Source organism: Micromonospora matsumotoense (assembly GCF_050951065.1).
Classification (GTDB): Bacteria; Actinomycetota; Actinomycetes; order Mycobacteriales; family Micromonosporaceae; genus Micromonospora; species Micromonospora matsumotoensis.
Genome location: NZ_CP192025.1, coordinates 1,769,491 through 1,795,490 on the forward strand (window position 1 = coordinate 1,769,491; position 26,000 = coordinate 1,795,490).

Here is a 26,000-nt window from a genome sequence, read left to right on the forward strand (position 1 = left end):
CGCCAGTTCGACGGGAGGACGCGTGCTCGTACTGCTGCTCCTCCACCTGGTGGCGGCGCTCCTCGCGCCACTGCTGGTCCGGTGGTGGGGTCCGCGCGCCTGCTATCCGCTCGCGTTGGTGCCCGCCGCCGCGTTCGGCTGGGCGCTGACCCGCACCCGGACGGTCCGCGACGGCGGCGCGGTCGTCGAGACGTACCACTGGATCGGTCAGCTGGACCTCGACGTGGCGTTGCGGATGACGACGCTGTCCTGGCTGATGACCCTGCTGGTCGGCGGGGTCGGCGCGCTGGTGCTGGTCTACTGCGGCCGGTACTTCGCGGCCGACGCGGCGGGCCTGCCCCGGTTCGTCGCCGTGCTGGTCGCCTTCGCCGGCGCGATGCTCGGCCTGGTCCTCGCCGACGACCTGCTGCTGCTCTACGTCTTCTGGGAACTCACCACCGTCTTCTCCTACCTGCTCATCGGGCACAGCACCGAGCGCCGCCCCAGCCGGTGGGCGGCGGCCCAGGCGCTGACCGTCACCACGTTCGGCGGGCTGGCCATGCTCCTCGGCTTCCTGATCCTCGGCGGGCACGCCGGCACCTACCGCTGGTCGGAGATCGCCGCCGCGCCCCTGCCCGGAGGCGGGACGCTGGTCGCCGCGGTGCTGCTGATCCTGACCGGCGCGCTGGCCAAGTCGGCGATCGTGCCGTTCAACGGCTGGCTGCCGGTGGCGATGGCCGCGCCCACCCCGGTCAGCGCCTACCTGCACGCGGCGGCGATGGTCAAGGCCGGCGTCTACCTGATCGGCCTGCTCGCCCCGGTGCTCGCCGACGCCGGCCCGTGGCGGCCCGTGCTGCTCACCCTCGGCCTGGTCACCATGCTCGTCGGCGGCTGGGCGGCGCTGCGCCAGTGCGACCTCAAGCTGCTGCTGGCCTACGGCACGGTCAGCCAGCTCGGCCTGCTGACCGTGATGATCGGCACGGGCAGCGCGGACGCCGCACTCGCCGGGGTCGCGATGCTGCTCGCCCACGCCCTGTTCAAGGCGGCGCTGTTTCTCGTGGTCGGCCTCATCGACCACGAAGTCGGCACCCGTGACCTGCGGGAACTCTCCGGTCTCGGTCGTCGGGCACCGGTGCTGGCGGTCGTCGCCACGCTCGCCACCGCCTCGATGGCGGGCGTGCCGCCGCTGCTCGGCTTCGTCGCCAAGGAGGCGGTCTTCGCCGCCCAGACCGACCGGCCGGTGCTGCTCGTCGGCCTGGTCCTGGGCACGGTGCTCACCGTCGCCTACAGCATCCGCTTCCTCTGGGGCGCCTTCGCCACCCGCCCCGGCGTCGCCGCCGCCGAGCCGGGGCCGCTCCCGCTGCCGATGCTCGCCCCACCGGCCCTGCTCGCGCTGGCCGGGCTGGTCGCCGGCCCGGCCGCCGCCGGGATCGACGGCCTGCTCGGCCCGTACGCGGAACTCTTCGGCCCGCCGCACGAGAAGCTCGCCCTCTGGCACGGCCTCACCCCCGCCCTCGGCCTCTCCGCGCTGGCGCTGGCCGGCGGGGCCGTGCTGCACGCGGTGCGCGGCCCGCTCGCCCCGACGCTGGCCCGGTGGCGGCTGCCGTTCACCGGAAACCAGGGGTACGAGTGGGCCACCCACCACTTCGACCGGCTGGCCATCGAGGTCACCGGCGCCACCCAACGGGGCTCACTGCCGCTGTATCTCGGCACCATCCTGCTGGCCCTGGTGCTGGTGCCCGGCACCGCCCTGGTCAGCACGAGCCCGTGGCAGACCCGGATCGCGTTCTGGGACAGCCCGCTGCAACTGGTGGTCGGGCTGGTCATCGGGGTCGCGGCGGTCTTCGCGGTGAACGCCCGACGGCGGTTGACCGCGATGCTGCTGGTCGGGGTGACCGGTTACGGCACCGCGATGCTGTTCGTGCTGCACGGCGCGCCCGACCTGGCGCTGACCCAGTTCCTGGTGGAGACCTCCACCATCGCCGTCTTCGTCCTGGTGCTGCGGCGGCTGCCGGAGCGGTTCTCCGCCCGGCCGCTGCGCCGCAGCCGGTGGGCCCGCCGGGTGCTCGGTGTCGCCGTGGGCGTGGTGCTGGCGGGGCTGGCGCTGGTCGCCTCCGGGGCCCGGACCGCGGTGCCCATCTCCACCGCGTTCCCGGCGCTCGCCGTCGCCGAGGGGTACGGACGCAACGTGGTCAACGTGACCCTGGTGGACATCCGGGCCTGGGACACCATGGGCGAGATCTCGGTGCTGGTGGTGACCGCCACCGGGGTGGCCAGCCTGATCTTCGAGCGGTCCCGCACCGGGCCCCGTCCCCGCCGGGTCGAACCCGCCTCGCCCCGGCGCGACGACCGGCCGGTGTGGTTGCGCGGCGGGGCGACCCTGCACGCGCGACGCCGGTCCATCGTCTTCGAGGTGGTGACCCGGCTGCTCTTCCACACCATCGTGCTCTTCTCGCTGTTCCTGCTCTTCTCCGGCCACAACGCGCCCGGCGGCGGCTTCGCCGGTGGGCTGGTGGCGAGCCTGGCGCTGGCCGTGCGCTACCTGGCCGGCGGCCGTTACGAACTGGCCGAGGCGGCCCCGGTCGGGGCGGGCACGGTGCTCGGCGCGGGCCTGGCGATCTCCGTCGGCGGTGGCGTGCTCTCCCTGCTGGCCGCCGGGACCGTGCTGGAGAGCTTCAAGGTCGACCTGCCGCTGCCTGGCCTCGGCGGGCCGTACCTGGTCACCTCGCTCTTCTTCGACATCGGCGTCTATCTGATCGTGGTGGGGTTGATGCTGGACATCCTGCGCAGTCTCGGTGCCGAGATCGACCGGCACATCGAGGCGGCCGGCAAGTCCGACCGGGGGCTCGTCGTCGACCACGAGGGGGACCGGCGGTGAGGGACGGCGGGGTGGGTCCGACGCTGGTGCTGGTGATCGCGGTGGGCGTGCTCACCGCCACCGGGGTGACCCTGCTGCTGGAGCGCAGCCTCACCCGGATCCTGCTCGGCGTGATCCTGTTCGGCAACGGGGTGAACCTGCTCATCCTGGTCGGTGGCCGTTCCGGTGGGGCGCCGGTGGTCGGCGCCGGCCCGGACGAGGAGATGAGCGACCCGCTGCCGCAGGCGATGGTGCTCACCGCCATCGTGATCACCTTCGGGCTGACCGCCTTCCTCGCCGCCGTGGCCTACCGCAGCTGGTACCTCGGCGGCGACGACGAGGTCCAGGACGACGTGGAGGACCAGCAGATCGTCGCGCTCGCCGCGCGCAACGAGGTGGCCAACGCCGACCTCGGCGGCGAGGGGCCCGGTGACGACCCGGAACAGGTGGACCCCGAGCCGCCGCAGCGGCCACGCCGGTCGGGGGGTACCCGGTGAACCAGCTCCTCCCGCTGCCGGTGGTGGTGCCGCTGCTCGGGGCCGCGCTCACCCTGATCCTGGTCAACCGGCCCCGGCTGCAACGCGCCGTCAGCGTGGTCGCGCTCGGCACCAACCTGGTGGTCGCGGTGCTGCTGCTGGTGCGGGCCCACCGGGACGGGCCGGTGGTGACCGAGGTGGGGGGCTGGCCCGCGCCGGTCGGCATCGTGCTGGTCGCCGACCAGCTCGCCGCGCTGATGCTGGTGGTCTCGTCGGCGGTCACGCTCTGCGTGCTGGTCTACTCGATCGGGCAGGGCCGCGCCGAGACCAGCGAGTCCGCGCCGGTGAGCATCTATCACCCGACCTACCTGGTGCTGACCGCCGGGATCTGCAACGCGTTCCTCGCCGGTGACCTGTTCAACCTCTTCGTCGGGTTCGAGATCCTGCTCGCGGCGAGCTTCGTGCTGATCACCCTGGGCGGCACCGAGGCCCGGCTCCGCACCGGCTCGACGTACGTGGTGGTCAGCATCCTCTCCTCGATGATCTTCCTGGCCGGGGTGGGGCTGGTGTACGCGGCCACCGGCACCCTCAACCTGGCGCAGCTCGCCGGCCGACTCGACGCGCTGCCCGACGGCGTACGCCTGGCGTTGCAGTTGATGTTGCTGCTCGCCTTCGGCATCAAGGCGGCGGTCTTTCCGCTCTCCGCGTGGCTGCCGGACAGCTACCCCACCGCCCCGGCACCGGTCACCGCGGTCTTCGCCGGCCTGCTCACCAAGGTCGGCGTCTATGCGATCATCCGGACCGAGACGTTGCTCTTCCCCGGCGGCCAGGTGGCCAACCTGCTGATGGTGGTGGCCGGGTTGACCATGGTGGTCGGCGTGCTCGGCGCGGTGGCCCAGTCGGACATGAAGCGGCTGTTCTCGTTCACCCTGGTCAGCCACATCGGCTACATGATCTTCGGGGTGGCGTTGAGCACCACCGCCGCGCTCTCCGGCGCGATCTTCTACGTGGTGCACCACATCACCATCCAGACCACGTTGTTCCTGGTCGCCGGCCTGGTCGAGGAGCGGGCCGGCAGCACCGACCTGCGCCGGCTCGGCGGGCTGGCCCGGGTCACCCCGCTGCTGGCGGTGCTCTTCTTCGTCCCCGCGATGAACCTGGCCGGCATCCCACCGTTCTCCGGCTTCCTCGGCAAGGTCGGCCTGCTCCAGGCCGGGGTGGCACAGGGCGGCCCGCTGCCCTGGGTGCTGGTCGTCGCCGGCACGGCGACCAGCCTGCTCACCCTCTACGCCGCCTCCCGGGTGTGGAACATCGCGTTCTGGCGGGCCCCGCAGTTGGCCACCGCCGAACCGGTCACCCGGCTCCCCGGGCTGATGGTCGGGGCCACCACCGCCCTGGTGGTGCTGGGGCTGGCCCTCACCGTCGCCGCCGGCCCGCTGTTCCAGGTCACCGCCGACGCCGCCACCGACCTGCGACTGCGCACCCCGTACGTGCGGGCCGTCCTGCCCGGCGGCCCGCCGTGACCGGCGCGTCGTCGCCGCGACCCGCCGGACGCCGCCGGGACCAGCTCATCGCCCTCGGCTGGCTGGTCGTGGTCTGGAACCTGCTCTGGGGTCACTTCTCCCCGGCCAACGTCCTCACCGGCCTGTTGGTCGGCGGGGCGGTGCTGCTGTTCTTCCCGCTCCCGTCGGTCTCCTTCGGCGGCCGGCTGCGGCCCCGGGCGGTGCTGGTGCTGGCCGGCACCTTCGTGACCGAACTGGTCAGCGCCAGCATCCACGTCGCCGCCATCGCCGTGCGCCCCGGCTTCCGCCCGCGCGGCGCGATCATCGGAGTGCCGCTGCGGGTCCGCACCGACCTGAACCTGGCGCTCACCGCCGAGTTGATCTCCCTGGTGCCGGGCACCCTGATCGTCGAGGTGGACCGGGAGGCCGGCGTCCTCTACGTGCACGTGCTCGACGTGCGCTCACCGGCCGACCTCACCGGCAGCCGGGACCGGATCCTCGCCGTCGAGGAACGCATCGTCCGGGCCGTCGGCTCCGAGGCCGAGCTGCGGCAGCTCACCACCGCACCCACGGAGGCACCGTGACCGTCGTCCTCGCCATCGTCCTGACCGTGCTGCTGTCGACCACCGCGCTGCTGGCGCTGGCCCGGATCTACCGGGGCCCGTCGCTGCTCGACCGGGTCATCGCCGCGGACCTGCTGCTCGCCGCCATGCTCGGCGCGGTCGGCGCGGAGGCCGCGGTGAACCGGCACGCGACCACCTTGCCGGTGCTGGTGGTGCTCTCCCTGCTCGGCTTCGTCGGCTCGGTCGCCCTGGTCCGCTTCGCCGCCCGGGAGGAGTCGTGAGCCCGCTCGGCGCGGCACCGGCTCGCGGCCGGAGTGTGCCGACGGCCGCCGGGGGACAGCCGTGAGCGTGGGTACGGTGGTCGACTGGCTGGCCGCCGTCGCCCTGGTGTCCGGGGCGTTGCTCAGTCTCGCGGCCGGGATCGGCGTGCTGCGTTTTCCGGACGTGCTGGACCGGATGCACGCCGCCACCAAACCCCAGGTGCTCGGGGTGCTGCTCCTGCTGGTCGGGCTGGCGCTGCGGCTGCGTACCGCCGCCGATCTGGGCATGATCGTGCTGGTCGGGGTCTTCCAGCTGGCCACCGCCCCGGTCGCCGCCCAGATGATCGGCCGGGCCGCCTACCGGTCGGGTCGGGTCGACCGCAGCCTGCTCGATGTCGACGAGTTGGCCGACCACCGGCCCGAGGGCGGTGATTCCCGGCCTGAGCGCGATGGCTCCGGGCCTGAGCGTGGCGAACAGCGGCGCGGTGGTTCCCGGTCCGGGCCCGGCGAATAGCGGGGTGACGCGGCGGACAACGGGGAGGAGCAGGAACTTTGTGCCCACCCTCAGCGGGCTTGCAGCGAGCGCCGATAGAATTGCCGGATGATCGACTCTTCTGCCCAGGAGGGCAGCAGTAGCCAGCCGGGTCGTGCCCGGCAATCCCCCGCCCCGACGTCCACGGGAGCCCTGAGCGACCCGTGTTGATCGTCGTCGGCCTCGCACTCATCATCGTCCTCACCGCCGCCACCGGCTACTTCGTGGCCCAGGAGTTCGGCTACGTCGCCGTGGACCGGGGCAAGCTCAAGCAGCTCGCCGACGACGGCGACGCCAAGGCCGCCCGCGCCCTGGAGGTCACCGGCCGGTTGTCGTTCATGCTCTCCGGGGCGCAACTCGGCATCACCGTGACCGCCCTGCTGGTCGGTTACGCCGCCGAGCCCTACCTCGGTGCCGGGCTGGCCGAGCTGCTCGGTGGCGTCGGCGTCTCCACCGGCATCAGCCTGCCGTTGTCGGTGGCGCTGGCCCTGCTCATCGCCACCGTCGTGCAGATGGTCCTCGGCGAGCTGGCCCCCAAGAACCTGGCCATCGCCCGGCCCGAGGCGTTGGCCCGGGCGCTGAGCCGGTCCACCCTGATCTACCTGAAGGTGGCCGGACCCCTGATCACGCTCTTCGACCGGGCGGCAGTGCGGCTGCTGCGCCGGATCGGCATCGAGCCGATCGAGGAGCTGCCCAGCGGCGCCACCCCGGCCGACCTGGAGCAGATCATCGCCGAGTCCCGGGAGGAGGGGCACCTCGACGCCGAGATGTCCGACCTGCTCGACCGGGGTCTCGACTTCCGGGAGCTGACCGCCGGGGAGGCCATGGTCCCCCGGGTCGACGTGCACACCATCCGGTCGCACGAGCCGGTCAGCCGGGTGGTCGAGCTGCTCGACACCGGCCACTCCCGCTTCCCGGTGCGCGGTGCCGAGGGCGTCGACGACCTGGTCGGCGTGATCGGCATCGCCGACGTGCTCGGGGTGCCGCCGGCCGAACGGGCCACCACCCCGGTCAGCGCGGTGGCCGTACCGCCGCTGCTGGTGCCGGAGACGTTGCCGCTGCCCACGGTGCTGGACCGGCTCCGGTCCGGGCACCGGCAGCTCGCCTGCGTGGTCGACGAGTACGGCGGCTTCGCCGGCGTGATCACCCTGGAGGACATCGCCGAGGAACTGGTCGGGCCGATCCGCGACGAGGACGACCCGCCCGACCGGGCCCCGGCCCGGCAGGAGGACGGTTCCTGGGTGGTGCCGGCCCGCTGGCGCATCGACGAGGTCGCCGACAGCACCGGCATCTCGCTGCCCGAGGCCCCGGAGTACGACACCGTCTCCGGGCTGGTCATGCGGGAGCTGGGCCGGGTGCCCGAGGTCGGTGACCGGCTGGAGGTCGTCCTGCCGGCCGACGGCGACGAGCCGGCGGAACGGCCGAAGGCCCTGATCGAGGTGCTCGCGGTGGACCGGCACGTGGCCGACTCCGTCCGGCTCACCATGGCCGACGACGAGGGTGCGGGCGCGGAGCCCACGACCACCCGTGGCGGGGGCGACCAGCGCCGCCGCACGAACGTCCGCGCCACCGGCACCGGACGCGACCGACGCGGTGGTACGAATGCCCGCGCCACCGGCACGGGTGCGGACGTGCGCTCCTCCCGGCGCCGGGAGGAGCGGTCATGAGCCCCGTCGTCGCCCTGCTGGTCTCGGTGCTGCTGCTCGCGCTCAACGGCTTCTTCGTGGCCGCCGAGTTCGCCCTGGTGGCGTCCAAGCGCTACCGGTTGGAACAGACCGCCGCCGGTGGTGGTCGGGCGGCCCGTGCCGCCCTGGACGGGGTACGCGAACTCTCCCTGATGCTGGCCGGCGCGCAGCTCGGCATCACCCTGTGCACGCTGGGCCTGGGCGCGTTGGCCGAACCGGCGATCGAGCACCTGCTCAGCCCGTTGCTGCACGCCGTCGGGCTGCCGGCGGCAGCCAGCCACATCGTCGCGTTGATCTTCGCGTTGGGGCTGGTGACGTTCCTGCACCTGGTGGTCGGCGAGATGGCCCCGAAGTCGTGGGCGATCACCGACGCCGAGCGCTCGGCGACGCTGCTGGCGCTGCCGTTCCGGGCCTTCGCCCGGGTCGCCCGGCCGGTGCTGTCCCTGCTCAACGCCCTGGCCAACGCGATGCTGCGGCTGGTCGGGGTGCAGCAGCAGGATCAGCTCGCCCAGGTCCACGGACCGGACGAACTGCGCATCCTGCTGGAGCAGTCCCGCGAGCACGGGCTGCTCGGTGCCGAGCAGCACCAGATGCTGACCAGCATGCTGGAATTGCAGGGCACCACCGTCGCCCAGGTGATGGAACCCTTCGACCAGATCGTCACGGTCCACCGGGACGACACCGCCGAGCGGATCGAACAGGTCAGCCGGGACAGCGGCCGGTCCCGGCTCGCCGTCCTCGACGGCGGTGGCGAGGTGTGCGGGCTGGTGCACGTCCGGGAGGCGGTCCGCGCGGTCACCACCGGTCGGACGGCCACCGCCGCCGAGCTGATGAGCCGGTCGTTCACCCTGCCGGCCACCTCCTCGGTCACCGAGGCGGTCGCCGCGATGCGCGCCGACCAGGCCCAGTTGGCGCTGGTACGCAACGGCGGCGGGCCCACCCGGCCGATCGGTTTCGTGGCGCTGGAGGACCTGCTCGAGGAGGTCATCGGCGAGTTCGACGACGAGACCGACCCGATTCCCCGAGGCCGCCGCCTGCGCTGACCGACGCGGGAGCCCCGCCCCCTGACCGGCCACGGGCTTCCCGATCCACCGACCGGCCGCCGGGTCTCCCCGACCCGGCGGCCGGCCCGTGTCCCTCGGCCGGCCCGTGTCCCTCGGCCGGCCCGTGTCGTGGAGATCGACTCATCTGGGCCGATGTGGCGGCATCGATGTGCGGCGGACACCGCAATATCGCCCCCACTGAGTCGATCAACCACCGCCCCGAGCGTCGGCTGGCTTCTCGGACGGGCCGGGTGCTGGTCTGGAGGCGGTCGAGGAGTGCCGGGCCGGACAGCGGGAATCCGCCCACTGGTCGGCCAGGTCGTTCTTCGGTCACGGTCCGCCAGTCAGGGGGGGAGGGGCGGGGATGCGGTTGACCGGGGTGTCCCGGGAGTCCGGTGCGACCGGATTGTCGGTGAGCACCACCCTGACCAATCCGAGCACCCGTCCAGGGCTGCGGCTGCCGGGGCGGGTGATGCTCAGCGCCGGGTCGCAGGACGTGCCGGTCCGGCACGTACGGCTCGGGCTGGTGGCGACCGCCGAACCGGAGGACCCCCGGGCACCCCGCAGCCTCGTGCAGTACCACCAGGTGACGGTGGGGGGCCGGTTCGTCGTACCGGCCGGGCGGCGGCGGGCCATCGACTTCGCCGTGCCCCTGCCGTGGGAAACCCCGGTGACGATCTTCGGCGGGGTGCCGTTGATGAGCCTGCGCACCGGGCTACGTACCGAGGTGTCGGTGGATCCGGAGTTGGAGCAGGGCGCGATGGTGCCGATCTTCGTCCACCCGCTCCCCACCCAGCAGCATGTGCTCACGGCGCTGGACACCCTCGGTTTCGTCCTGCGGCAGGTGGGCCTGGTGTCGAGCCGGCTACCGGGGGTCGCGCAGAGCCTGCCGGTGCACGAACGCCTCGGCTACTGGGTCGCCCCGCTGTACGCCGGACCGATCACCGAACTGGAGCTGATCTTCGTGACCAATTCCGCCGGCCTGGAGGTGCTGCTCTGGATGGACCGGCGGCTCTCGCTGACCGGCATCAGCCACCAGAGCATCAGCCGGTTCCGGATCTGGCACACCGGTGCCGATCAACAGGACTGGGTCTCCGTCGTGGACGGCTGGCTGCGGGCGGCGATCAACCGGCATGCGGCGGCGGCCTCGAACGCGCACTGGTCGGCCCGGATCACCGAGTCGGCCCATGTCAGCCGGCCGCCGGACGCGCCGGTGCGACCCGGTTACGGACTGGGCGGTGCCGGCGGCGGTGGTGGCATCGGTGGTGGTGGCGGTGGCGGCGACGGCACCTGACCGGCGGGGATGTCGCGGATCGATCGCAGGTCTCGGCAGCAGGGGTAGCGGTGGCGACGAGGGCACCCGACCGGTGGTGGGTCGCCGGTCCATCGTCCGCGCCTCGGCGAGGGCCGGTGGTCAGGCCGAGGCGGTGACGGAGTGGGCTGTTGGTCAGACCGAGGCGGTGGCGAGCTTGATGCCGAAACCCAGGAAGAGCACCGCGACACCGGTGGTGGCTCCTGCGGCCAACCGGCGGCGCTGCCGGAACTGGGCGGCCAGGAAGGTGCCCGCGAAGATCAGCGCGGTCAGGTAGAGCACGCTGGTCACCTGGGCGATCAGCCCGAGCAACAGGAACGACAGCGCCGGCCAGGCGTAGCCGGGGTCGACGAACTGGATGAAGAACGAGATGAAGAAGAGGATCGCCTTGGGGTTGAGCAGGCTGATCACCAGCGCCTTGCGGAACGGGCTGTGCAGCGCCGCCGGCTCGGCCGCGTCGATCAGCCGGGGCGTCGCCGGGTCGTGACGATCGCGCCACCGTCGCCAGGCTCCGCGCAGCATGGTCAGCCCCACGTACCCGAGGTAGGCCGCGCCGGCGTACTTGATCACGAGGAAGAGTGGTGGATACGCCTTGAGGAGCGACGCCACCCCGGCGGCGGAGAGGAGCATCAGCACCGCGTCGCCGAGGAACACCCCACCCGCCGCCCGGTAACCGACGGCTACCCCCCGCTTGGCGGCGGTGGAGAGCACGAAGAGGGAGTTCGGCCCCGGCAGCAGGATGATCGCCACGGTGCCCAACACGTATGTCCAGATGTCGGTGATGCCCAGCACGCCCGTCATCCTCGCCCCGCCGGTGGCGTACCACGAAGCCTTTCCCGCAGCCTGGCCTGTGCGTTCGGCCACTCATCGACGGTCATCGCGTACTGCACGGTGTCGCGCCAGGAGCCGTCCGGACGCTGTCGGTGCATGCGCAGCACGCCTTCCCGGGTCGCGCCGAGCCGGGCGATCGCCGCCTGGGACCGGGTGTTGCGGATGTCGGTGTGCCAGACCACCCGCACCGCACCCAGCGTGTCGAACGCCCGGCCGAGCAGCAGCAGCTTGGCCTCGGTGTTGATGCCGCTGCGCCACCAGGGTCGGCCGAGCCAGGTGTAGCCGATCGCGACGCTGCGACGCTCCGGGTCGATCTCGTAGTAGGAGGTGGTGCCCACGACCGCTCCCGTCCGGGCGCAGCGCTGCACCCAGGGCACCCGCTCGCCGTCGTGCCGGGCGGCCAACGCGGCGGCGACGACCGCCCGCATCGCGGCCGGGTCGGCGGGCAACGGGTGGCCCAGGTGGGCCCAGACCTCCAGCTCGGCGGTGGCGGCGAACAACTCGTCGGCGTGCGCCGGGGCCAACGGCTCCAGCAGCACGTGCGCGCCGTGCAGCGGCACCGGCTCCCGCCACGGTGACCCACCGGAATCCGGCCCCGGCAGGCCGGCGGAAACCGGTGCCGGTGACCCGCCGGAGTCCGGCTCCGGCGAGCCGGTGCCGGGCAGGTAGGCCGGGACCGGCGCGACCACCCCGGCGTCCGGCTCGGGCGGGCCGGCGGTCAGCCGGAGCGGCACCACCCCGGCCCAGTGCGGCAGGTCGAGATCGGCCGGTTCGTCGCGGACCCCGCCGGTGCGGGCACGCACCGACACCTCGCGCAGCGGCAGGGCCAGGACGGCCGTCTCGGCCAGCTCCCGGCGGCTCGGTGGGCGGCTGTCGGCGGCCCGGCCCACCCCGACCTTTTCCACCAGGGCGGTCATCGCGGCGCGCTTGTCGTCGTCGGTGACCAGGTGGGCGGTGCCGTGCGCGACGACCGACCGGTAGTTGGCGCTGTGGTGGAACTGCGAGCGGGCATAGATCAGGCCGTCGAGCAGGGTCACCGTGACGCAGACGGGCAGCCCGGCGTCGCCCCGGGCGGCGAGCAGCGGCCGGCTGCCGGTGGACCCGTGCAGGTAGAGGGTGTCACCGACCCGGACGTGCAGGGTGGGCAGCAGTCGCGGCTCGCCGTCCACCACGAACCCCAGCACGCAGTGGTACGCCTCGTCCAGCACGGCGTGGGCGGCGGCCCGGTCGTAGCTCATCCGGTCCCGGGTGCGGCTGGCGGTGGTGCGTGCGGTCGGCGCGTACATGTGACATCCCGCCTTTGTTCTAGTACGATCCTGGAACTGTGGCAGCACATTATCAGATCCTCGGATCCACGTCCGCCGCGATCTCGGCGAGTGTGGAAACCGGCATCCGCACTGGGGTGCTCGCGGCCGGCGACGCGTTGCCGCCGGTCCGCTCCCTGGCCACCACGCTGGCGGTCAGCCCGGCCACCGTCGCCCGCGCCTACCAGGAGCTGCGCCAGCGGGGTCTGGTCGTCACCGCCGGCCGGCACGGCACCCGGGTGCGGCCCCGGCCCCCGGTCGCCCCCCGCCGCGCCGCCCGGCATCCCGCGCCCGCCCCCGGCACCCGCGACCTGTCCCAGGGTCAGCCCGACCTCCGGCTGCTGCCGCCGCTCGGCCCGCACCTGGCCGCGCTCGCCGCCGACATCGGCCCGCCCGCCGGTTACGCCTCGACCGGCGTGCACCCCGCACTGGCGGAGGCCGCCCGTTCCCGGCTCGCCGCCGACGGGGTGCCCGCCGACGAGCTGACCGTCACCGGGGGAGCGCTCGACGGCATCGAGCGGCTGCTCGCCAGCCAGCTGCGGCCCGGCGACGCGGTCGGGGTGGAGGATCCGGGCTGGGCCAACCTGTTCGACCTGGTCGCCGCGCTCGGCCTGCGGCCGGTCGGCGTCCCGGTCGACGACGACGGGCCGACCGTCGCCGGGGTCCGGGATGCGCTGATCCTGGGGGTACGGGCGATGGTGGTCACCAGTCGGGCGCAGAATCCGACCGGCGCCGCCATCTCCGCCGATCGGGCCCAAGCCCTGCGGGCACTGCTCGCCGGCCGGTCCGACCTGCTGTTGATCGAGGACGATCACGCCGCCGAACTGTCCCGCCTGCCCCTGCACCCGCTGGCCGGGGCCACCCCGACCTGGGCGTTCGTCCGCTCGGCGAGCAAGCCCTTCGGTCCTGACCTGCGGCTCGCGGTGCTGGCCGGTGACGAGGTGACGGTCTCCCGGGTGGCCGGCCGGGCCAGGGTGGGCGCCGGCTGGGTCTCCACCGTCCTGCAACGACTCGTCCTGTCGCTCTGGCGTGATCCGGGCACCACGGCCCTGATCGACCGGGCCGCCGACGCGTACGACAGCCGCCGCTCCGGCCTGCTCGCCGCGCTCGCAGACCGGGGCCTGGTGGGGCACGGCCGCAGCGGCATCAACGTCTGGCTGCCGGTGCCCGACGAAACCACCACGGTCACCGCCCTGCGCGACGCCGGCTGGTCGGTCGCCCCCGGCGGCCTCTACCGGATCGGCGCCCCGCCCGCCGTACGGATCACGGTCAGCACGCTCGACGACGCCGACCTCGGTCCGCTGGCCGACGCGCTGGCGGCGGCGGTGCGTCCCACCGACCCGATCGGCTTCACCGCCTGACCCGGTCCGTCTGCCTTCTCCTGCCGGGCTGTGCGGGGACGGGAGCGGGTGGCGTGGTCAACCCCGCCGGCTGTACGAAGATCCTCCGGCGGGAGACCGCATCCCCGGCCGCGTTCAGCTGGTATCCCTCCAACCAGACCCATCCGTCGTACGTGGGCCAGTCGAGCACCCGGATGACCCGGAACCGGATGGGCCGGAGGAACTGCACGCTGGCGGCCCTGGTCACGTACACCAGATCGCCGGCCTTCACCGGCGCTTCCGGTCCCGCCAGGCGCGCAACGTCTCGCCCGCGTCGACCAGGCGGGCGCACGAACCGTCCGGCCGGCACCGGGAGCAGGCGCTGCGATGGTGGAAGTCGACGACGTAGCCGGCCATCAGCACGGCGAACGGCGGTTCGGCGGGTCGCTGCTCATACATGCGGCCAGGACCCCCGGTTGAGCTTACGGGCATTCCGTGCGCCCCACCTGGCCTCGGGAGTCACCTGGCGCGGCACCGCCGGACGGGCGTCGGCGGTGGCGTCCTTCCCGGCTGCCCCGGTCGCCGGCCGGGGCCTGAGCTGTTGTACGACGTCGACAGGTTCAGCGGGCCGCTGAAACCACTTCCCACGAGACATGCCGGGTCCTCCTGACGCCAACGGTTTACGTGACGTAAAGGGTACATCAGGAAAGCGTGTCAGGTAGAGCATGTAAGCTCCTGGAAGCGTGCGCTATCTCTGCCCGTAGCGTTTGTCACGTGGGACTGGCGTTGATGGGGGCAGCGGAGATCCAGGAGCGCCTGGGTATCTCCCGACAGCGCGCGTACATCCTGATCAACCGACGGGACTTCCCGGCTCCGACTGCCACCCTCAAGATGGGCAACGTCTGGCTGAAGTCCGACGTAGAGGCGTGGATTGCCGAGAAGCGCCCGCACCTGCTGGAAAACGACGATGAGGCGTAGGCGAAGTTCCTGAGCTGATGCACCGGTGGTAAAGCGCCGGGCGGGGCCGTCGCGGGTGCTCTCGTGGGAGCGGGTAGAACAGTCGCCATGGCCGAGCAGACCGACCCACCCGGTGCCCAGCAATTCATCCCGCCGCAGGCCGGCACACTGGCCGAGCTGCGTACCGCCGCCGCCGGCTGCCGGGGCTGCGAGCTGTACCGGGACGCCACCCAGACCGTCTTCGGCCGGGGCGACGAACGCGCCCGGGTGGTCTTCGTCGGCGAGCAGCCCGGCGACCTGGAGGACCAGCACGGGCTGCCCTTCGTCGGCCCCGCCGGGCGGCTGCTGCGCCGGGCGGTCGACGACGCCGGTCTCGACCCGGCCCACCTCTACATCACCAACGCGGTGAAGCACTTCCGACACGAGCTTCGCGGCCGGCGGCGCATCCACCAGACCCCGGACCGGGTGCACATCGTCGCCTGCCGGCCGTGGCTGGTCGCCGAGTTCGCCCGGCTCCGCCCCGAACTGGTGGTGGTGCTCGGCGCGACGGCGGCGAAGGCCCTGCTCGGCCCGGCGTTCCGGGTCACCCGGCAGCGCGGCGAGTTGCTGCCCTGGCCAGCCGCCGCCGAGCACCCGGAGGACTTCCCCCGGGTGGACGACGCCGACGCGCCCGCCGCCCGGGTGCTGGCCACCATCCACCCGTCGGCGGTGCTGCGCGCCGACAACCAGGACGTCGCCTACCGGGGGTTGGTCGACGACCTCACCGTGGCCGCCCGCGCCCTGGCCGGCTGACCGGGTGCGGGTCCCGGCACGGCGGCACGGGGAACGGGACGGGGCGTTCCCGACCACACCCCGCCGCGCACCGACCGGTAACCCCGGTGCGGGCGGCGGACCGGCTGCGCGACGATGGGCCCCCCGGACCAGGAGCGTGCGATGACCGTCGACCTGCGCGCGCCGACCCGGCCCGACGTCGCCCCGATCCAGCGGCGCACGCTGCGGCTGCTCTTCGTCACGCAGATCATCGGTGGGGTCGGGGTGGCCATCGGGATCTCGGTCGGGGCGTTGCTGGCGGCCCGGGTCGCCGGCACCGCCGTGGCCGGGCTGGCGCAGAGCTGCGGGGTGGTCGGCGCGGCGCTGCTCGCCGTACCGGTCACCCGGATCATGAACGGGCACGGGCGTCGCCCGGGGCTGGTGGTGGCGTACCTGATCGGGGCGGTCGGGGCGCTGCTGGTGGTGCTCGCCACGGTCACCGGTGGGGTGCCGCTGCTCTTCCTGGGGATGCTGCTGTTCGGCGGGGGCACGGCGGCCAACCTCCAGGCCCGCTACACGGCGGTGGACCTCGCCGAGCCGGCCCGCCGGGGCCGGCAACTCTCCCTGGTCGTCTGGGCCACCACCATCGGCGCGGTGGCGGCACCCAACTTCGCCGCGCTCGCCGACGGGTTCACCCGGGGCTGGGGCCTGCCGTCGCTGTCCGGCCCGTTCGCGTTCAGCGCCGTCGCGTTCGGCGTGGCTGCGGTCGTACTGCTGCTGCTGCTGCGGCCGGATCCGCTGCTCACCGCGCGGCGGCTCGCGGCGGCCGGCGCGGGGACACCGCCGGTGGCCGGGGCCGCCGCGTCGCCGGTGACGGACACCGCGCCGGGCGCGCGGCGGGTCGGCATGCGGGCGGCCTGGCGGGTGGTCCGTGGGCGACCGGCCGCCCGGCTGGGCATCGCCGCCGTCGCGGTCGGCCACCTGGTGATGGTCGCGGTGATGGCGATGACTCCGGTACGCCTCGGCGAGTCGCACTCCGACGCGGACGTGCTGCGGGTCGTCGGCATCGTGCTGAGCCTGCACATCGCCGGCATGTACGCCCTCTCTCCGGTGGTGGGCTGGCTCACCGACCGGCTGGGCCGACGCGCGGTGATCCTCGGTGGGGGCGGCATGCTGCTGGCCGCCTGCGCGGTGGCCGGCACCGCCGGGCACCACACGCCGCGCCTCTCGGTCGGCCTGGCCCTGCTCGGGCTGGGCTGGTCGGCGACCATGGTGGCCGGTTCGACGCTGCTGTCCGAGGCGGTCCCGTCCGGGGTACGCCCCAGCGTGCAGGGGCTGTCCGACCTGACGATGGGGCTGGCCGGGGCGGGCGCGGCGGCGGCCAGCGGGTTCGTCATGCGGCTGGCGGGTTATCCGACCCTCACCCTGCTGGCGGCGATCGCGGTGGTGCCGCTGGTGGCGCTAGCGTTGCGTCGGGTGCCACCGACGGCACCCGACGAGGAGGAGTGATCACGTGCGGCTGACCGACTTCTGGACCCGGCTGGACGAGGCTTTCGGGCCGGGTTACGCGGCCAGCATCGCCAGCGACCAGGTGCTCTCCCAACTCGACGGGCGGACCATCACGCAGGCGCTCGCCGCCGGTGAGCAGACCCACGTCGTGTGGCGGGCGGTGGTCGCCGCATACCCCGACCGGGTGCCCGCACGGCTACGTTGAGCTGCCGTTGCGGCACTTCTGCGTGTCGCTTGCCGGCTCGTACACCTGTTCGGCTATTGTCCACAGCGGGGTGCTCGTCCACAGCTCACGGCCCGTCGGCTGGTTTTCTGTCGGACCTAGCGCCTAGCGTGTCCGCGTGACGCGAAGCTCAGGAAAGACGCCGGCGAAGGCAGGGGTGGCAAACATGGCCGCAGGGCCCGACCGGGAGAAGGCACTCGACCTTGCTCTCGCTCAGATCGATAAGCAGTTCGGTAAAGGGTCGGTGATGCGGCTGGGCGAGCGCCCGGTCATCCAGACGTCGGTGATCACGACCGGGTCCATCGCGCTCGACGTGGCGCTCGGGGTGGGTGGCCTGCCCCGGGGCCGGGTCGTCGAGATCTACGGCCCCGAGTCCAGCGGTAAGACCACGGTCGCCCTGCACGCGGTGGCCAACGCCCAGCGGGCCGGCGGCATCGCCGCCTTCGTCGACGCCGAGCACGCGCTCGACCCCGACTACGCGAAGGCGCTCGGCGTCGACACCGACGCCCTGCTGGTCTCCCAGCCGGACACCGGCGAGCAGGCGCTGGAGATCGTCGACATGCTGGTCCGCTCCGGCGCGATCGACATCATCGTGATCGACTCGGTGGCGGCCCTGGTGCCGCGCGCCGAGATCGAGGGCGAGATGGGCGACAGCCACGTCGGTCTCCAGGCCCGGCTGATGAGCCAGGCGCTGCGGAAGATCACCGGCGTGCTCAACAACACCGGCACCACGGCGATCTTCATCAACCAGCTCCGCGAGAAGATCGGCGTCATGTTCGGCTCGCCCGAGACGACCACCGGTGGTCGGGCGCTGAAGTTCTACGCCTCGGTCCGGCTCGACGTGCGCCGCATCGAGAGCCTCAAGGACGGCACCGACGTGGTCGGTAACCGCACCCGGGTCAAGGTCGTCAAGAACAAGGTCGCCGCGCCGTTCAAGCAGGCCGAGTTCGACATCATGTACGGCAAGGGCATCTCCCGCGAGGGCTCGCTGATCGACGTCGGCGTGGAGCAGGCGATCATCCGCAAGTCCGGCGCCTGGTACACCTACGACGGTGACCAGCTCGGCCAGGGCAAGGAGAAGGCCCGGGAGTTCCTCAAGGAGAACCCGGACGTGGCCGCCGAGATCGAGAAGAAGATCCTGGAGAAGCTCGGCGTCGGGGTCGGCGCGGGTGACGCCGCCGGTGGCCCTGAGCTGCCGCCTGTCGACTTCTGACCGGTCGCGGTCGAATGGCAGGACGACGCGCCCGCACGGGGCGGGGCTGGGATGCCGCCCCTCCCCGCGCGGGTGCCGACCACTCATCCCGGGCGGATGCCGACGACCCGGTCGGGGCCGACGCCGGCCCGCCCTGGGCCGAAAGCACCAGGCCTCGGCGGGGTGGCCGGGGTCGGCCCGACGGGACCGGGCCGACCCCGGTCGAGTCGAAGCCCCGCGACGAGGGCGAGATGGCCCGGGAGATCTGCCTGCGGCAGCTCGCGGTGCGTCCGCGCACCCGGGCCGAGCTGGCCGGGGCGTTGGCCAAGAAGGGCATCTCCGACGAGGTGTCCGCCCAAGTGCTCGACCGCTACGACGAGGTCGGCATCATCGACGACGCGGCCTTCGCGCGGGCCTGGGTCTCCAGCCGGCACAACGGTCGCGGGTTGGCCCGCCGGGCGCTCGCCAACGAGCTGCGCCAGCGTGGCGTGGACGGCGAGGTGGCCAGCGAAGCCCTCGGTGAGCTGGACGAGGAGACCGAAGCGGAGACCGCCCGGGCACTGGTCGACCGGAAGCTGCGCACCGCCCGGGGCGAGCCCGACGCGGTGTTCCGCCGGCTGGTCGGCATGCTGGCCCGCAAGGGCTATCCACCCGGGGTGGCGATCCGGGCGGTGAAGGACGCCCTCGCCGCCCAGAGCGCCGAGGCCGCCGAGTTCGCCGAGCAGATCGACGCCGACGCCCTGGCCGAGGCCGAGGGCGAGCGGGGCTGACCGGGCGTGTGGAAGGCGTCCCTCAACGGCACCCGCTCGCGTGCCGAGCACCCCGCCGTGCCGCTGACCGCCGCCGAGCTGGCCGCTGACGCGGTCCGCTGCGCCGCGCGGGGAGTGACGGCGGTGCACGTACACCCACGGGACGCCGACGGTGCCGAGTCGCTGGCGCCGCCGGTGATCGCCGGGGCGGTGACCGCCATCCGCGCCGCCCGGCCCGGCCTGCCGGTGGGGGTGAGCACCGGCGCATGGATCGCGCCCGACCCGGCCGACCGGGTGGCCGCCGTACGCGCCTGGTCGGTGCTGCCGGACTTCGCCTCGGTGAACGCGCACGAGGACGGTGCCGAGGCGGTAGCGGTGGCCCTGCACGAGCGCGGCGTGCTGGTCGAGGCGGGCCTCTGGACGGTGGACGCCGTCCGGGCCTGGCGGCGGTGGCGGGTGCCGGCCGGTCGACTCCTGGTCGAGTGCCTGGCCGACGATCCGGCCCGGGCGCTGGCCGACGCCGCCGACCTGCTCGCCACCCTCGCCCCGGGTGATCCTCCGGCGTTGCTGCACGGGGAGGGGGTGGCCACCTGGCCGGTGTTCGCCGAGGCGGTCCGCCGGGGTCTGGACACCCGGATCGGCCTGGAGGACACCCTGCACCTCCCGGACGGCTCACCCGCCCGAGACAACGCCGCGCTGGTGACGTGCGCCCGCGCGTGGGGTACCGGCTGACCCTGCCGCCCCGGTCAGCGGGCCGGTGGCGAGGCGGTCCGCGAGCCGGGCGGCCACCTCGTGCTGGTCGACCGGCTGGGCCAGCACTGCGGGTCACCCGCCCCGCTGCCGTCGGGCGCTGATCCTGCCGGCCCGTGCGGCCCGCGCAGGGAGCTGAAGCGGACCGGTCGGGCGGAAGAATCAACTTTTTATGGCGTGGTGTCCGGATTTGGATCACCAATGGGTGACGTTGTCAACTCTCTCCGTTCGGGGGGTTTGATCATGAGTTCTTGACCGATCGGCCTTCCGAGACCTAGCCTCGCCATACAGGCTCACTTTGCCCGACCAGCGCAGGCTAAGCGCACAACATAGATCTCGTAACAGAACCGCATCACTTTGGCCAGCTCCACCGGCCTTGACGGTCGCTCCGGACAGCCGGTCCGGAGCCGACCCGACAACTGCACCCGGCTGTCGGCGATGCCGCATGGGCACCGCCGACGGAGAGCTATCCCCACGGCCAGCCGCTCGGTCGGGCGTCCAGAGCCGCAGAGGTGCGTGCCCATCGGCACGGTTCCCCTGCGGCGTAGACGTTTGGGGAGGCACGACCATGGTGGGTCGGCACAGGGACCGGGGGTCCCCAGGAGGCGGTGGCGAGCGCGGGTGCGCCGACGCGGTGTGGCGGCCCACCGGCCCCGGTGACGGGACATCGGCATGAACACCTTCGATCTGGTGCTCCTGGTCGTCGTCGGGGTCCTCGCCCTGGTCGTGGTCGGCGCCGTCCTGATCGGCGTACGGGCGCTGCGCCGCATCGGTGCCGCCCCGGCCCCGCAGGACCCCGCCTTCATCGCCGAGAAGGACCGCCAGGAACAGTCGCTGGCCGCCCTGCGGACCGCCGCCGACGAGGTGAACAGCACCATCGACGTGGCGAAGTCCGCCGCCTCCGCAGCCCGTGCCGAGGCGGCCGGGGCCAAGGCGGAGGCGAAGTCGGCCCGGGCGGAGGCCCGCCGGGTCCTCGACGACGCCCGCGCCGAGGCGGACACCGTCCTGGAACGCGCCCACAAGCAGGCCGAGGCGGACGCCGAGCAGTTGCGGGCCAGCGCCCGCCGCAGCGGTGAGCGTGAGGTGGCGGTGCTCGCCGCGACCACGCGGGAACAGGCGGCCGAGGTGGAACGCCGGGCCGCCCGGATGGACGAGCGGGAACGGCTGCACACCGAGGAGGTGGAGCGGCTGGCCGAACGCGAGCGGCAGCTCACCGCCGCCAGCGCCGCGCTGGCCGAGCGGGAGGCGGCGATCAGTGCCCGGGAGGCCGCGCTGACCGTGGCCGAGGAGCAGCGCCGTCGGGAGTTGGAACGCGTCGCCGGACTGACCGCCGACTCGGCCCGCACCGAGCTGATCGAGGTGATCGAGACCCAGGCCAAGCGGGAGGCGGCGCTGCTGGTGCGGGACATCGAGTCCGACGCCCGCAACACCGCCGAGCAGCGCGCCCGGCACATCGTGGTGGACGCCATCCAGCGGGTGGCCAGCGAGCAGACCGCGGAGAGCGTGGTCAGCGTCCTGCACCTGCCGGGGGACGAGATGAAGGGGCGGATCATCGGCCGGGAGGGGCGCAACATCCGCGCCTTCGAGTCGGTGACCGGGGTCAACCTGATCATCGACGACACCCCGGAGGCGGTGCTGCTCTCCTGCTTCGACCCGGTCCGCCGCGAGGTGGGTCGGCTCACCCTGGAGAAGCTGGTCCTCGACGGGCGGATCCACCCGCACCGGATCGAGGAGGTGCACGACCTGGCCCGGCAGGAGGTGGAGGAGCTGTGCCACCGGGCCGCCGAGGACGCGCTGGTGGAGGTGGGCATCACCGAGATCCACCCCGAGCTGGTCACCCTGCTCGGTCGGCTGCGCTACCGCACGTCGTACGGGCAGAACGTGCTCAAGCACCTGGTGGAGACCGCGCACATCGCCGGGATCATGGCCGCCGAGCTGCGGCTGGACGTGCCGACGATAAAGCGGTCGGCGTTCCTGCACGACATCGGCAAGGCGCTCACCCACGAGGTGGAGGGCAGCCACGCCATCATCGGCGCCGACCTGGCCCGCAAGTACGGCGAGAGCGAGGACGTGGTGCACGCCATCGAGGCGCACCACAACGAGGTGCCGCCGCAGACCATCGAGGCGGTCCTCACCCAGGCGTCCGACGCCTGCTCAGGCGGGCGGCCGGGGGCCCGGCGGGAGAGCCTGGAGGCGTACGTCAAGCGGCTGGAACGGATCGAGGAGATCGCGGCCGGCAAGACCGGCGTGGAGAAGGTCTTCGCGATGCAGGCGGGCCGGGAGATCCGGGTGATGGTCAAGCCGGACGACGTCGACGACATCGGCGCGGCGGTCCTGGCCCGGGACGTGGCGAAGCAGATCGAGGAGGAGCTGACCTACCCGGGGCAGATCCGGGTGACCGTGGTCCGCGAGTCCCGGGTCACCGAGATCGCCCGCTGACCGGCGGCGGCCCGGCCGCTTCACCACCCACCCGGCCGGGGTGCCACCGGCCCATCACCCGGTGGGGCCGCCGCCGGCCAGGGGAAACGCGCGACCAGCGCAACGGAACGACCTGGCGTGAGGCGACAGCGACCGTCGAACGACACGGCGAGGGCCGGCCCGGATCTCCGGGCCGGCCCTCGCTCAGCTTGTGCAGGTGGGTGTCAGTTGCCGCCGCCGCCTCCGCCGCCCTCGGCCTGCGAGACGAGCGCGGTGGCCGGGGGCTGCGGGGCCGGCGTGCCGGCCGACTTACGGCCCCGGGAGAGTCGCCGCTGGACGTACTGGGCCAGCTTCGACAGCGAGTAGTTGAACAGGATGAACAGCGCGGCGATCACCACGTAGACCTGGATCGGGTTGTCCAGCACGCCGATGAGCTGCTTGCCGATGTTGAGGGTCTCCTCGTAGCTGATGATGAAGCCCAGCGAGGTGTCCTTGAGCACCACGACGAGCTGGCTGATCAGCGCCGGCAGCATGATCCGGAACGCCTGGGGGAGCAGGATCATCCGGGTGGTCTGCGCGGGGGAGAGGCCGATCGCGGCGGCGGCCTCGGCCTGCCCGCCGGGTAGCCCCTCCATGCCGGAGCGGAGGATCTCGGCGATGACCACGGAGTTGTAGACGGTCAGGCCGATGACCAGGTACCACAGCGAGTCGAACGAGATGCCGAACTCGGGGAAGCCCCGAGCCACGAAGAAGATGGTGAGCACCACCGGCAGGCCCCGGAAGACCTCGACGCAGACCCGGGTGACCGCCGAGAGGGTGCCGCTCAACCCGCGCAGCAGGTATGCCAGCGGGGTGGCCAGCCCGGTGAAGCGTCGCCGGGTCAGGCTCTTGAGCTGGATTCGCAGCAACCCGAGCAGGGTGCCGACCACCAGCGAGGCGACGATGGCCAGCACCGCGGCGGTCAGCGTGTTCTTCAGGCCGAAGCCGATCCGGTCCCAGACCTGGGAGAAGTTCTCGTGGGAGGGGTCGACCAGCGGCCCCCACAGCTCCATCGAGAACTGGCCCTTGTCGTCCAGCGGCCGGTAGATCAGGAAGTACGCGCCGACGGCCAGCAGCACGGTGGCGACGATGCTGCCGATCAGGGTGATCCGTCGCTGGCGGGGACCGGGGACGTCGTACAGGACGCTGGTCTGCTGACTCATCGGGCCACCGCCTGTCGCTTCTCCAGCCGGTCGAGCAGTGCGCCGAGCGGCACGGTCATGATCAGGTAGCCGATCGAGATGCCGACGGCGACCGGGATGAAGGCGTAGCCCTCGGCGGAGGTGAGCTGGTCGGCGGTCTGGGACAGGTCGCCGACCACGCCGAAGAAGCCGATCAGCGCCGAGTTCTTGATCATCGCGATGATCACCGAACCGAGCGGGACCACCGACGCCTTCCAGGACTGCGGCAGCACCACGTGCCGCAGGTTCTGGCCGAAGGTCAGGCCGAGCGACCGGGCCGCCTCGGCCTGACCTGGCGGCACCGCGTTGACCCCGGAGCGCAGCGCCTCGCAGACGAACGCGGCGGTGTAGAGCACCAGGGCGAGCAGCGCGAAGCGGAAGTACGGCAGGTCGGTGCCGAGCCGGGTGAAGAGCGAGTCCAGCACGGGGATTCGCAGGAAGTCGGCGTTGGAGCCGAGCGCCGGCAGACCGAAGGCGGCGAAGAACATCACCACGGTCAGCGGCATGTTCCGGAACACGGTCACGTAGGCGGTGCCGACGGCGCGCAGCGGCGGCACCGGCGAGATGCGCAGCACCGCCATGACGGCGCCCAGGATCAGGGCGCCGATCGCGGCGAGCACGCAGATCTGGAGGGTGAGCCAGAAACCACCCGCGAAGACGTCGAACTTGTCGATGAGCACACTCACGGGCCGGTGTTCCTCCCCACCCTCCAGATCGAGGTCAGATCAGTAACGGTTGATGGTGGGCGCGGTGCCCAGCTCCGCGCCGAACTTGCCGGCGGTGTCGTCCCACGCCTTCTTCCAGCTGCCGTCGTTGAACGCCTTCTCCAACGTGTCGTTGATGAAGTTGCGGAAGTCGGTGTCCTCCTTCTTCACCCCGATGCCGTACGGCTCCTTGGTGAAGTTGTCGCCGGCCAGCTTGAACGACGCCTCGTCCTCGGCGATGTAGCCGAGCAGGATCACGTTGTCGGTGGTGACGGCGTCGACCTGGCCGCCCTTGAGGGCGTCGCGGCACTTGGGGTAGGTGTCGAAGAGCACCAGCTGGGTGCCGACGTCCTTGATGGACTTCTTGATCTCCTCGGCCGGGGTGGACCCGGTCACCGAGCAGACCTTCTTGGTGCCGTCCTTGAAGGAGTCCGGGCCGGTGATGGTGGTGTCGTCCTTCTTGACCAGGATGTTCTGGCCGGCCTCGTAGTACGGGCCCGCGAAGGCGATCCGCTCCTTGCGCTTGTCGTTGATCGTGTAGGTCGCCGCGACCAGGTCGACGGTACCGTTGACGATGGCGTCCTCACGGACCTTCGACGGCGTCTCGACGTACTCGATCTTGTCGGCAGGGATGCCCAGCTCCTTGACGATGAGCTTGGCCACCTCGACGTCGAAGCCCTCCGGCTTGCCCGACAGGCCCTTCTGGCCGAAGCCGGGCTGGTCGAACTTGGTGCCGACCTTGATCTTCTGCGCCTTGTTGAGCTTCTCCATGGTGCTGCCGGCGGCGAAGGACTTGCTGCCGGAACCGGTGCCCTCGTCGGCGTCGTCGCCGCCGCAGGCGGCCAGGCCGAGCGCCAGAGTAGCCGCCGCGGCGACTGCCGCCACGCGCTTCATACGCATACTGATCTCCTTCTTCGTCGGAATGCACCGGTGACCGGCACGCTCCACTACGGACGCCTAGTGCGTGAGGATCTTGGAGAGGAAGTCTCTGGCCCGCTCACTGCGCGGGTTGGCGAAGAACTCCGTCGGCGGGGCGTCCTCGACGAGCTGCCCGTCGGCCATGAAGATCACCCGGTTGGCGGCGTGCCGGGCGAAGCCCATCTCGTGGGTCACCACCACCATCGTCATGCCCTCGCTGGCCAGCGAGGTCATCACGTCCAGCACCTCGCCGACCATCTCCGGGTCGAGCGCGCTGGTCGGCTCGTCGAAGAGCATGGCCTTGGGCTGCATGGCCAGCGCGCGGGCGATCGCCGCCCGCTGCTGCTGGCCACCGGAGAGCTGGGCCGGGTACTTGTCGGCCTGGTTGGCGATGCCGACCCGGTCGAGCAGGGCCAGGCCACGCTCGCGGGCGGCGGCTGGCTTCTCCTTGCGGACCTTGATCGGCCCGAGTGCGACGTTCTCCAGGATGGTCTTGTGGGCGAAGAGGTTGAACGACTGGAAGACCATGCCGACCTCGCTGCGCAGCTTCGCCAGCGCCTTGCCCTCGGCCGGCAGCGGCTGGCCGTCGAAGACGATCGTGCCGTCGTTGATCGGCTCCAGCCGGTTGATCGCCCGGCACAGCGTCGACTTGCCGGAGCCGGACGGCCCGATCACCACCACGACCTCGCCCTTGTCGACGGAGAGTGACACGTCGTGCAGCACGTGCAGCGGGCCGAACCACTTGTTGACCCGGTCCAGCACGATCAGCGGTTCGCCGGTCGCCACGTCGTCCACCGTCCCTGTCGTCGTACCGGAAGCGGGGTCGGTCGACCCCCGGTTGGGCCACTGTAGGCGGGGCGACGTGGCGGATCGCCACTCAGCGGGTCACGGAGAGGTAACACCGGTGTCGGGTGTGCTCCGGCGTCCGAATTTCGTCACCCCGCGGC

25 protein-coding genes and 1 pseudogene are annotated in these 26,000 nt (G+C 72.5%); 18 read left to right on the forward strand and 8 right to left on the reverse strand.

Annotated features, from left to right (window positions below):
* Nucleotides 1–22 precede the first annotated feature (22 nt).
* The 9 genes and pseudogenes from ACQP1S_RS08075 to ACQP1S_RS08115 all read left to right on the forward strand — a co-directional run bounded on the left by ACQP1S_RS08075 (nt 23) and on the right by ACQP1S_RS08115 (nt 10,191).
* Nucleotides 23–2,857 (forward strand): Na+/H+ antiporter subunit A, encoded by a 2,835-nt coding sequence (locus tag ACQP1S_RS08075; RefSeq protein ID WP_432904771.1) that lies wholly within the window; start codon nt 23–25, stop codon nt 2,855–2,857.
* Between the two features lie 11 nt (nt 2,858–2,868).
* Entirely contained in the window at nt 2,869–3,333 is a 465-nt protein-coding gene (locus tag ACQP1S_RS08080) for a Na(+)/H(+) antiporter subunit C (RefSeq protein ID WP_245722638.1), read from the forward strand.
* Nucleotides 3,330–4,835, forward strand: coding sequence for a Na+/H+ antiporter subunit D (locus ACQP1S_RS08085; RefSeq protein ID WP_432904774.1), 1,506 nt, complete (start codon nt 3,330–3,332; stop codon nt 4,833–4,835). Before ACQP1S_RS08080 ends, ACQP1S_RS08085 begins: the two co-directional genes overlap by 4 nt.
* On the forward strand, nt 4,832–5,398 hold the full coding sequence (locus ACQP1S_RS08090; RefSeq protein ID WP_091249446.1) for a Na+/H+ antiporter subunit E: 567 nt from the start codon (nt 4,832–4,834) through the stop codon (nt 5,396–5,398). Before ACQP1S_RS08085 ends, ACQP1S_RS08090 begins: the two co-directional genes overlap by 4 nt.
* Nucleotides 5,395–5,658 carry a monovalent cation/H+ antiporter complex subunit F gene (locus ACQP1S_RS08095; RefSeq protein WP_091249448.1) on the forward strand — a complete coding sequence of 88 codons (264 nt, stop codon included), beginning with the start codon at nt 5,395–5,397 and terminating at the stop codon, nt 5,656–5,658. Before ACQP1S_RS08090 ends, ACQP1S_RS08095 begins: the two co-directional genes overlap by 4 nt.
* Nucleotides 5,659–5,719: 61 nt before the next feature.
* Nucleotides 5,720–6,151: a monovalent cation/H(+) antiporter subunit G gene (gene mnhG, locus ACQP1S_RS08100; protein ID WP_432904778.1), complete on the forward strand. Its 432-nt coding sequence runs from the start codon at nt 5,720–5,722 to the stop codon at nt 6,149–6,151.
* A gap of 182 nt (nt 6,152–6,333) precedes the next feature.
* Nucleotides 6,334–7,671, forward strand: a pseudogene (locus ACQP1S_RS08105) (hemolysin family protein); the annotation flags it as partial.
* A gap of 161 nt (nt 7,672–7,832) precedes the next feature.
* Nucleotides 7,833–8,897 (forward strand): hemolysin family protein, encoded by a 1,065-nt coding sequence (locus tag ACQP1S_RS08110; RefSeq protein ID WP_432904781.1) that lies wholly within the window; start codon nt 7,833–7,835, stop codon nt 8,895–8,897.
* 364 nt (nt 8,898–9,261) lie between these two features.
* The gene (locus ACQP1S_RS08115; protein WP_432904784.1) at nt 9,262–10,191 is read left to right on the forward strand and encodes a sporulation protein; all 930 of its coding nucleotides are present in this window, start codon (nt 9,262–9,264) and stop codon (nt 10,189–10,191) included.
* A gap of 153 nt (nt 10,192–10,344) precedes the next feature.
* Here ACQP1S_RS08115 and leuE read toward each other — a convergent pair whose 3' ends face one another.
* Both leuE and ACQP1S_RS08125 read right to left on the reverse strand, forming a co-directional pair.
* Complete coding sequence (gene leuE, locus ACQP1S_RS08120) at nt 10,345–11,010, reverse strand: leucine efflux protein LeuE (RefSeq protein ID WP_357894998.1); 666 nt, start codon at nt 11,008–11,010, stop codon at nt 10,345–10,347.
* Nucleotides 11,007–12,326, reverse strand: coding sequence for a bifunctional pyridoxamine 5'-phosphate oxidase family protein/GNAT family N-acetyltransferase (locus ACQP1S_RS08125; protein WP_432904787.1), 1,320 nt, complete (start codon nt 12,324–12,326; stop codon nt 11,007–11,009). The genes leuE and ACQP1S_RS08125 overlap by 4 nt, the downstream gene beginning before the upstream one ends.
* A gap of 38 nt (nt 12,327–12,364) precedes the next feature.
* On the opposite strand from ACQP1S_RS08125, the gene ACQP1S_RS08130 reads away from it, so the two are divergent.
* Complete coding sequence (locus tag ACQP1S_RS08130; RefSeq protein ID WP_432904790.1) at nt 12,365–13,705, forward strand: aminotransferase class I/II-fold pyridoxal phosphate-dependent enzyme; 1,341 nt, start codon at nt 12,365–12,367, stop codon at nt 13,703–13,705.
* On the opposite strand, the gene ACQP1S_RS08135 is transcribed toward ACQP1S_RS08130, so the two are convergent.
* Complete coding sequence (locus ACQP1S_RS08135) at nt 13,695–13,955, reverse strand: hypothetical protein (protein ID WP_091249467.1); 261 nt, start codon at nt 13,953–13,955, stop codon at nt 13,695–13,697. The genes ACQP1S_RS08130 and ACQP1S_RS08135 overlap by 11 nt on opposite strands.
* Entirely contained in the window at nt 13,952–14,122 is a 171-nt protein-coding gene (locus ACQP1S_RS08140; protein WP_432904793.1) for a hypothetical protein, read from the reverse strand. Before ACQP1S_RS08140 ends, ACQP1S_RS08135 begins: the two co-directional genes overlap by 4 nt.
* 315 nt (nt 14,123–14,437) lie before the next feature.
* Between ACQP1S_RS08140 and ACQP1S_RS08145 the strand changes: the two genes are divergently transcribed.
* The 8 genes from ACQP1S_RS08145 to rny all read left to right on the forward strand — a co-directional run bounded on the left by ACQP1S_RS08145 (nt 14,438) and on the right by rny (nt 22,232).
* Nucleotides 14,438–14,641 carry a helix-turn-helix transcriptional regulator gene (locus ACQP1S_RS08145; protein WP_413231898.1) on the forward strand — a complete coding sequence of 68 codons (204 nt, stop codon included), beginning with the start codon at nt 14,438–14,440 and terminating at the stop codon, nt 14,639–14,641.
* 87 nt (nt 14,642–14,728) lie between these two features.
* The gene (locus ACQP1S_RS08150; RefSeq protein WP_432904797.1) at nt 14,729–15,412 is read left to right on the forward strand and encodes a UdgX family uracil-DNA binding protein; all 684 of its coding nucleotides are present in this window, start codon (nt 14,729–14,731) and stop codon (nt 15,410–15,412) included.
* Between the two features lie 141 nt (nt 15,413–15,553).
* Complete coding sequence (locus ACQP1S_RS08155; protein ID WP_432904800.1) at nt 15,554–16,879, forward strand: MFS transporter; 1,326 nt, start codon at nt 15,554–15,556, stop codon at nt 16,877–16,879.
* A gap of 4 nt (nt 16,880–16,883) precedes the next feature.
* On the forward strand, nt 16,884–17,084 hold the full coding sequence (locus ACQP1S_RS08160; protein WP_091249479.1) for a DUF3046 domain-containing protein: 201 nt from the start codon (nt 16,884–16,886) through the stop codon (nt 17,082–17,084).
* Nucleotides 17,085–17,268: 184 nt separating this feature from the next.
* A complete protein-coding gene (gene recA / locus ACQP1S_RS08165) occupies nt 17,269–18,315 on the forward strand; it encodes a recombinase RecA (protein ID WP_091249483.1) in 1,047 nt (348 codons plus the stop codon).
* A gap of 14 nt (nt 18,316–18,329) precedes the next feature.
* Nucleotides 18,330–19,064, forward strand: a complete 735-nt coding sequence (locus ACQP1S_RS08170) for a regulatory protein RecX (RefSeq protein ID WP_432904804.1) — start codon at nt 18,330–18,332, stop codon at nt 19,062–19,064.
* A 6-nt stretch (nt 19,065–19,070) separates the two neighbouring features.
* Nucleotides 19,071–19,775 (forward strand): 3-keto-5-aminohexanoate cleavage protein, encoded by a 705-nt coding sequence (locus tag ACQP1S_RS08175; RefSeq protein WP_432904807.1) that lies wholly within the window; start codon nt 19,071–19,073, stop codon nt 19,773–19,775.
* Between the two features lie 690 nt (nt 19,776–20,465).
* Complete coding sequence (gene rny / locus ACQP1S_RS08180) at nt 20,466–22,232, forward strand: ribonuclease Y (protein ID WP_432904810.1); 1,767 nt, start codon at nt 20,466–20,468, stop codon at nt 22,230–22,232.
* Between the two features lie 203 nt (nt 22,233–22,435).
* Here rny and ACQP1S_RS08185 read toward each other — a convergent pair whose 3' ends face one another.
* From ACQP1S_RS08185 to ACQP1S_RS08200, 4 genes are read right to left on the reverse strand one after another with little or no spacing between them, the layout of a single operon-like run.
* The gene (locus ACQP1S_RS08185; protein ID WP_432904813.1) at nt 22,436–23,413 is read right to left on the reverse strand and encodes an amino acid ABC transporter permease; all 978 of its coding nucleotides are present in this window, start codon (nt 23,411–23,413) and stop codon (nt 22,436–22,438) included.
* Complete coding sequence (locus tag ACQP1S_RS08190; RefSeq protein WP_091249504.1) at nt 23,410–24,117, reverse strand: amino acid ABC transporter permease; 708 nt, start codon at nt 24,115–24,117, stop codon at nt 23,410–23,412. Before ACQP1S_RS08190 ends, ACQP1S_RS08185 begins: the two co-directional genes overlap by 4 nt.
* A 39-nt stretch (nt 24,118–24,156) precedes the next feature.
* Nucleotides 24,157–25,035, reverse strand: coding sequence for a glutamate ABC transporter substrate-binding protein (locus tag ACQP1S_RS08195; RefSeq protein ID WP_091249507.1), 879 nt, complete (start codon nt 25,033–25,035; stop codon nt 24,157–24,159).
* Nucleotides 25,036–25,092: 57 nt separating this feature from the next.
* Nucleotides 25,093–25,848 carry an amino acid ABC transporter ATP-binding protein gene (locus ACQP1S_RS08200; RefSeq protein WP_091249511.1) on the reverse strand — a complete coding sequence of 252 codons (756 nt, stop codon included), beginning with the start codon at nt 25,846–25,848 and terminating at the stop codon, nt 25,093–25,095.
* Nucleotides 25,849–26,000: the final 152 nt, after the last annotated feature.